Genomic DNA, 6,322 nt, shown 5'->3' with positions numbered 1-6,322 from the left:
GGATTTGATCAACAAGGCCGAGCCATTGCCTCAATGCACAGGGGTATTCAATTTGTAAGACTACTTGACAGCTAATCTACTCATATTTTTTAGCAATATTTAGCAGCAGCGGCAGTGCTGGCTCTACCATATTATGTCCATAGCCATCTAGCTCAAAAATTTGAGTCGCTTTGTGACCGTTTACTTTCATCATTCGTGCAAAGTAAGCGTTCTCTTCGTAGCGGCCAAGCAGTTCGAGCTCTCTGTCACCGGTTATCAATGTAATAGGAGGCGCATCTTTACGCACGTGGTAGAGCGGTGCGAGCTCATCTATTATGGGTTGCTCACCTTTGATGCCGCGCTCATCCCGCACTGTAAAGTGAGTTATCGTGTGGCCGCTAAATGGAACCAGCTCAGCAAGTCTGTTTACATTAATATTATGCTTTGCCAGCCACTGGGTATCCATGCCTACCATAAGTGCGAGATAGCCACCAGCGGAATGACCAGATAATATGATTTTACCCGGATCGCCGCCGTAATTTTCAATATTTTTGAATACCCAGGCTACAGCACTTGCAGCATCTTCAATGTAGCCTGGCGCTTTAATTTTTGGGTAAAGACGATAATTCGGTGCAACAACACACACACCTTGATTTAATAACCTTTGAGGTAGCGTTTTTTCGCCTGCTCTTAACCCCCGCCGTGAAACCAGATAATAACAGGCTGGTTTTGTTTGTCTTTCGGACAAAATATATCAAGTACGCCACGTTCGATTAAATACGCATCAGTTTCACCTTCGGGAACATAAGAAATATTGAGCCATTCTTTTGAATATACTGAACTACTCATCATGAGAGCTGCGAGTAACGGTAAAATATGTATTTTCATTTATTATTCCAGATAGTGAAAAAGCTCAGTTGTTGACATAGCGCTTTAGCATACATGCTTGAACTGTGCCGCTAGCCCAAAACCGTACTCGGCCGATGGGTTTTGATTTGTCGAGTGGCTTTTACCTTGATCCATTTGTAATTCAATATAGCGTGGCTCCCTGCCTGACACCGTATTTGTGGCTATTATTAGAACTATTATATTTCCTTTTGGCAAGGTGCTGTATTTACGTAGTTCCCGGCTCGCAAATGTCCGGGATGACAACAGACGCCGCTGGCCTGATCAAAGTGCATCGAGTTCTGGGCCAGGAGCCCGCCAAAGAAGGCCCTCTCAAACAGGGTTAACCAAATTTGCTCCGCTTAAATTTGGGTTAACTGAGCCGTAATGCTCAAGCATGTAGTCAATAAATAAACGCAATCTGTGCGGCATATTGTCGCGGTCGTGGTAGAGCATAGTCAGCTGCCTTGGCTGACCTGTCCAGTCTTTGGCCAACTGGATCATCTGGCCCTGAGCTATCTGGTACTGTGCGATAAAGCGGGGAATAAAGCCAATACCCAGCCCGTCGGTGACGGCTTGTGAAACCAGGTTCAGGTCGTCGGCTTCCAGGCGGACCATTGCGCCGGGTGTGTAACTAAACTGCTCGCCGCTCTGTTGGTTGTGCAATTTCCAGGTTCGCACCGGGTTACTTAGGACCACAGGTAAATCCAATAACTGTTCGGGATGTATTATATCACCCCTGAGTGGCATGTCCGGACTGGCACAAATAATGGATTCAATGAGCCCCAGTGGCCGGGCTATCCAATCCTGGGGGAAATGCTCACTGGCCCGAAATGCAATGTCGATATGCTCTCCCTCAATATCGATATTTCTGTTCGACAGTGATAGCTCGATTTTAATTCCGGGATACGCGTGTAAGAAGGCGCTAAAGATATGGGCAAGCTGGTGCTGAGCGAGGTTGTTTGGGGCCGAGATGCGAATGCAGCCATGTGCTTCGTGCCGCTGCGCCGATAAAGCGTCGCTGATGTCTTGGAGCTCACTCAGCAAAGGTCCGCAGCGCTGGGCGTATTGTGCCCCGCTGCCTGTCAGTGTTACGCGGTGAGCATCACGGTTGAGCAGCCTCAGTCCGAGGGTGCTTTCCAGCTGCTTGATCCGCCTGCTCAGAGTTGAAACAGGCATGTTCAGGCTCTGCGCCGCCTGACTAAAGCTGCCGTGTTGTGTCACAACCCAGAACAGACGCATATCGTCCAGTGAATAGTTAGTTTTCATTAATGGAATTTAAAGTCTCAAAAAACGGCATTCTTTACCTTAAATGGAAAATATAAACTAGTGACTCAATAAGTCAATGAGAAGTAAGGACATATGAATACACCCATTCGGACCACAGTGATGATGCTGATCTGCGTATTATGTTGGGGCAGTGTTTTCCCCGTTGCCAAGGACGTTCTGCTGCACATGTCCGGGCTTTCGCTGTCAATCTGGCGCTTTGCTATCGCGCTGATCAGCCTGTTTATTTTTATTCGTCTAACCCGAATGCGCATGGTGTCTCTGTCGTTAAGCAGGTATCTCATACTTGCCGTAATAGGTGTGATGGGCGTGGGCGGTCTTAATCTGGCGCTGTTCTCGGGGCTGTCGCACACCTCGGCAACAAATGGCGCCTTGATCATGGCGCTTAGTCCTATCGTCACAACCGTTATGGCTGCGCTGCTAAGCAGAACACTGATAGCCCGGGTTCAGCTTTTACAGCTGGCGGTCGCTTTTGGCGGTGTATTACTGGTTGTGGTTAACGGCGACCTGAGAAGTCTTTTAAACTTGCAGCTTAACCACGGCGATCTCACCATTATGCTCGGCATGCTTGCCTGGTCAGGTTATACCGTATGCGGGTCAAAGGTATCGGGCTGGCTGCCGCCGCTGGAGTTTTCTTTGCTTACCATGGCAGCCGGTCTGATTGGACTGTCTGTCGCAAGTGTGTTTCAGGCAAACGTCCACCCTGTGCAGGAGCTGATCGCACTCCCCTGGCAGCTGTTAATCAGCATGTTATACATTGGCGTGTTTGGTACTGTTGTTGGTTATTTGTGTTGGAACAATGGGGTGAAAACACTGGGCTCCGCCAATGCCTCTTTGTACTTTAATTTGGTCCCTGTGTTCGCGGCACTGGTTTCTTTACTGATGGGACAAAGCGTAACCATGATTCAACTGGCAGGTATGTTGATTGTACTAACGGGCTTAACACTGCCTTTGATGATAAAGCGAATAAAAAGAAATCGGGCAGCAACTTTACCTTCTAGTAGTTGAGTGTGTGGAGAATACGCAAGTGTTCATTCACTTGCGTATTCATTCAGCGTTATTTTATGCCTGTCTCATATCCGTTAGCTGCGTAGTAGTGCATTTAACTACCGGTTTGTTGGACGATTTTCAAAATTTTATTTTCACCATCATCTCTAATGTAGCTAATTTCCATACATCGCCCGTTTGTGATGAAGTTATTGGTGTGGTCATCTCCAGTGAAATACCTGCTTGGGGTGAAATTGCTAAGCTCAAATTCAATATTTTTAATCGAAAATTTTTCCGTTCGATAGTTTGTTGGTGAGGTCTCTGAACTGTAATTCTCTACGCACCCGGTTGCCACCTCATATCGCTTCTCATCAAGGACTGCGCGTAAACTGGCTACTTTGGAGTAAGAAAACACGCTATTAAGAACTACCGCACAAGTTACAAGACTGAAGCCACAAAGAACATTGCCAGTACTTGTTTTAAGCAGCCCTGCAACGTGTTTTGTGAATTCCGGAAATCTAAATAGCAGATATAAAATCAATGCTGCTGGAAACACCGGTATCAGCTGATCTACAGCAAAACCTACCTTAGTTTCAAAATATACATTTGAGTTCAATTTGGTCCTGCTCCGAGATTAACGGGTAAAAATTCGTGTGTCATAAATATGCAGAGCAAATGGCCCGCGAGCCTTACCCTTGTTGAATTGTTGGTTGTACCATAATTTACGAAGATGGGCCTGTAGGATAGCTATGTGTAACATCCCTACGGTTGCATTGTTCACAAACAGCTAAGATAACCAGTTTATAATTAATGAAATACCCGAGGACATTTAGTATTTTTGGCAGGCCCTTAACTAAAAAGCGTGCAAATACAAAATACAATGTAACTACAAACACTAAAGACTGTAAGACTGCAGGGTTTGCCCCGGCCCCCTCCAACATCGAGCCCGACACGCCTACGAACAATGCTGTTATTCCGTAAACTACCGCGAACAACATTGCAGCGAATGGAATGCAAAGAAATAACAGCCCGAAGCAATCTAACAGGCTAATTTTAAATTCTATTTTCCGTTTAGGTTTGTGTCCACAAACACTCGATTTCATTGAGTTTCCTACTACTTTTGTACTCATATGTATATTCGATTGTGGTACTTCAACTCGGGAGCACTCAATGATGAGACCTCCCAGCACCAAGCTTTGAGAGTCAGATTGAATTGTTTGTTATATCTATTTCTCATCCAGTGAGGCAAGCACTTCATTGGCTTTGCCATCGTAGTACTCTTCATTGTCATGATGTCGAATACTTACGGTATATACATTAAACCCAGCTTTTTTTAGCTTTTTGGTCGCTTCAATAAGATCTGATGGTGTTTCATTTGCAGGTCTGCAAGCTAGAACAAGCAGGTCATACTGGCCGTATTGTTCTAGCACGTAGTCAACATCACGTTCCGCTTCTTCAAAACTTTGAGAAAGAATAAAGCCATGCAGTCCATTCCGCTCAAACTTGTGCGCTCTTTGAGATAAACCAAGTTTGGGTTTAACATACAGATTTATCGTTTTGCTTTTTCCTACATAGTGGCTGCCAACCACAATTACTGCATTTTTCATACTCTATATATTCCTTATCGGTATTGCATTTTAGTATTTATACGTACCCAGTACATATAATCGTATTCTCAACCAAGCAGGTTCCTGTGCACCGTAATAAACTGGTATTGTTCATAATTTGTAGGCTTGCTTTTAATGGTTGATTTGTCTTTTGCGTAGTTTGTGCCTAACCGGTACAGTGGACCTGCTCGAGTATAAACAACGTATTTATAAGTGCAATTAGACCCACTTTTTTCCTGTTTGGCAAGGTGCTCTAGCTCATGCTCCGTATGCTTTGCAACGCCTTGACTGTGGCATTAGCGGAAGCTGCCAGTCTCACGTTTTAAGGAACCTACAGTGCTGTTTTAGCGCATTTCACGGCTACTTCCTCACCCACTCAGCGAGCCCTAACAGTAAACAGCGTATCATCTATAATCCAGTCTAGGGATCAGTGTATACCATTAATGGGATGGAGCTTCTCCAGTTGGTTATCTGCACATCAACAAAGAGCTCAAGCATAAAATTGCTTTTAAGAACTCTAACCCAATAATATTATTCGTAATTTTAAAACAATATGTTTTAATACATGCCCTCTACCCGATATCCAGAAATAGACGTATCATTGTGCAAAAAGTAGTAGAAATAACATTTGAATTCATTGCCCTATGTAAGGAAAAACGAAAGCTTTCAGAACATACTTTAAAAGCCTACCAGATAGATTTAAAACAGTTCTGCGCAACCATTAATCCAGAAAAACACATCAATGAGGTTTCCAAGGTTGACTTGGTCAAGTTTCACCAATTCCTGGTTGACGCGGAGCTGTCAAACACGTCCGTTAAGCGAAAAATGGCTTGTCTTCGCGCAATGTTTCATTGGCTTGAACGTGAAGAGATCATTGATGTGAGTCCATTCCACAAATTTCAGCTGGATATAAAGCTAACCAAACACTTACCCAGAAACGTTCCTCAGTCAGATCTGAGACGACTACTAAAGCAAGCTCGAAAATCCAGTAAGGACATGCTGGACGAACAGTCCGGCAACTATGAAGTGCGATCCAAACGCCGCCTTAACGATCTGACTACCCTTATCGCACTTGAGCTCATGATCAGTACAGGCGTACGAGTATCAGAGCTTTCAGGTATCGAACTGAGCGATATATACATTAATGAAAAGAAAATTAAGATTATGGGCAAAGGCTCAAGAGAGCGTTTTGTGTATCTGACCGACCAAGAGATAGTTAAGTTGCTCAAAAACTACATCGACAATCGTTCCATTTGCTCCCCAAATCACTCCCAGCTGCTAACAAACAGTCGCGGAGAACCCGCCTCTACCCAATTTCTCAGAAAACTCATCAAAACTTTAAGCCAACAATCGAATACTCAGCTTAAAGTCACACCACATATGCTCCGACACAGCGCAGCATGCGAATTGCTTGAGTCAGGCCTTGATATTCGCTTTGTGCAAAGGTTACTTGGCCACAGCAGCATCTCAACCACAGAGAGATACACACACGTTAGCGATAACGTTCTGCAGAAGAAAATCACCAAAGCCAACGTAAGGAAAAGAATTGCTAGCTAGTAAGGATAACTAGGAATTAT

General features: G+C 44.5%; 7 protein-coding genes. 2 read left to right on the top strand and 5 right to left on the bottom strand.

Annotated features, from left to right (window positions below; translation table 11 throughout):
* Positions 1-76 precede the first annotated feature (76 nt).
* The 3 genes from C3B51_RS20715 to C3B51_RS20710 all read right to left on the bottom strand — a co-directional run bounded on the left by C3B51_RS20715 (position 77) and on the right by C3B51_RS20710 (position 2,133).
* Entirely contained in the window at positions 77-727 is a 651-nt protein-coding gene (locus tag C3B51_RS20715) for an alpha/beta hydrolase (RefSeq protein ID WP_206076663.1), read from the bottom strand.
* A complete protein-coding gene (locus C3B51_RS23820; protein WP_206076662.1) occupies positions 670-867 on the bottom strand; it encodes a hypothetical protein in 198 nt (65 codons plus the stop codon). The genes C3B51_RS20715 and C3B51_RS23820 overlap by 58 nt, the downstream gene beginning before the upstream one ends.
* A gap of 330 nt (positions 868-1,197) precedes the next feature.
* Positions 1,198-2,133, bottom strand: a complete 936-nt coding sequence (locus tag C3B51_RS20710; RefSeq protein WP_130246268.1) for a LysR family transcriptional regulator — start codon at positions 2,131-2,133, stop codon at positions 1,198-1,200.
* A 93-nt stretch (positions 2,134-2,226) separates the two neighbouring features.
* Between C3B51_RS20710 and C3B51_RS20705 the strand changes: the two genes are divergently transcribed.
* Complete coding sequence (locus C3B51_RS20705) at positions 2,227-3,159, top strand: DMT family transporter (RefSeq protein WP_130246267.1); 933 nt, start codon at positions 2,227-2,229, stop codon at positions 3,157-3,159.
* Positions 3,160-3,253: 94 nt separating this feature from the next.
* Here C3B51_RS20705 and C3B51_RS20700 read toward each other — a convergent pair whose 3' ends face one another.
* Positions 3,254-3,754 (bottom strand): hypothetical protein, encoded by a 501-nt coding sequence (locus C3B51_RS20700; RefSeq protein WP_130246266.1) that lies wholly within the window; start codon positions 3,752-3,754, stop codon positions 3,254-3,256.
* A 610-nt stretch (positions 3,755-4,364) separates the two neighbouring features.
* The gene (locus C3B51_RS20695) at positions 4,365-4,745 is read right to left on the bottom strand and encodes a hypothetical protein (protein WP_130246265.1); all 381 of its coding nucleotides are present in this window, start codon (positions 4,743-4,745) and stop codon (positions 4,365-4,367) included.
* Between the two features lie 603 nt (positions 4,746-5,348).
* Between C3B51_RS20695 and C3B51_RS20690 the strand changes: the two genes are divergently transcribed.
* Entirely contained in the window at positions 5,349-6,302 is a 954-nt protein-coding gene (locus C3B51_RS20690; RefSeq protein WP_130246264.1) for a tyrosine-type recombinase/integrase, read from the top strand.
* The last annotated feature ends 20 nt before the right edge of the window (positions 6,303-6,322 follow it).

The sequence above is a fragment of the Pseudoalteromonas rubra genome (assembly GCF_004212645.1).
GTDB classification, from domain to species: domain Bacteria; phylum Pseudomonadota; class Gammaproteobacteria; order Enterobacterales; family Alteromonadaceae; genus Pseudoalteromonas; species Pseudoalteromonas rubra_G.
Note: the sequence above shows the minus strand (reverse complement) of the source record. Positions and strands in the feature narration are given on the sequence as shown.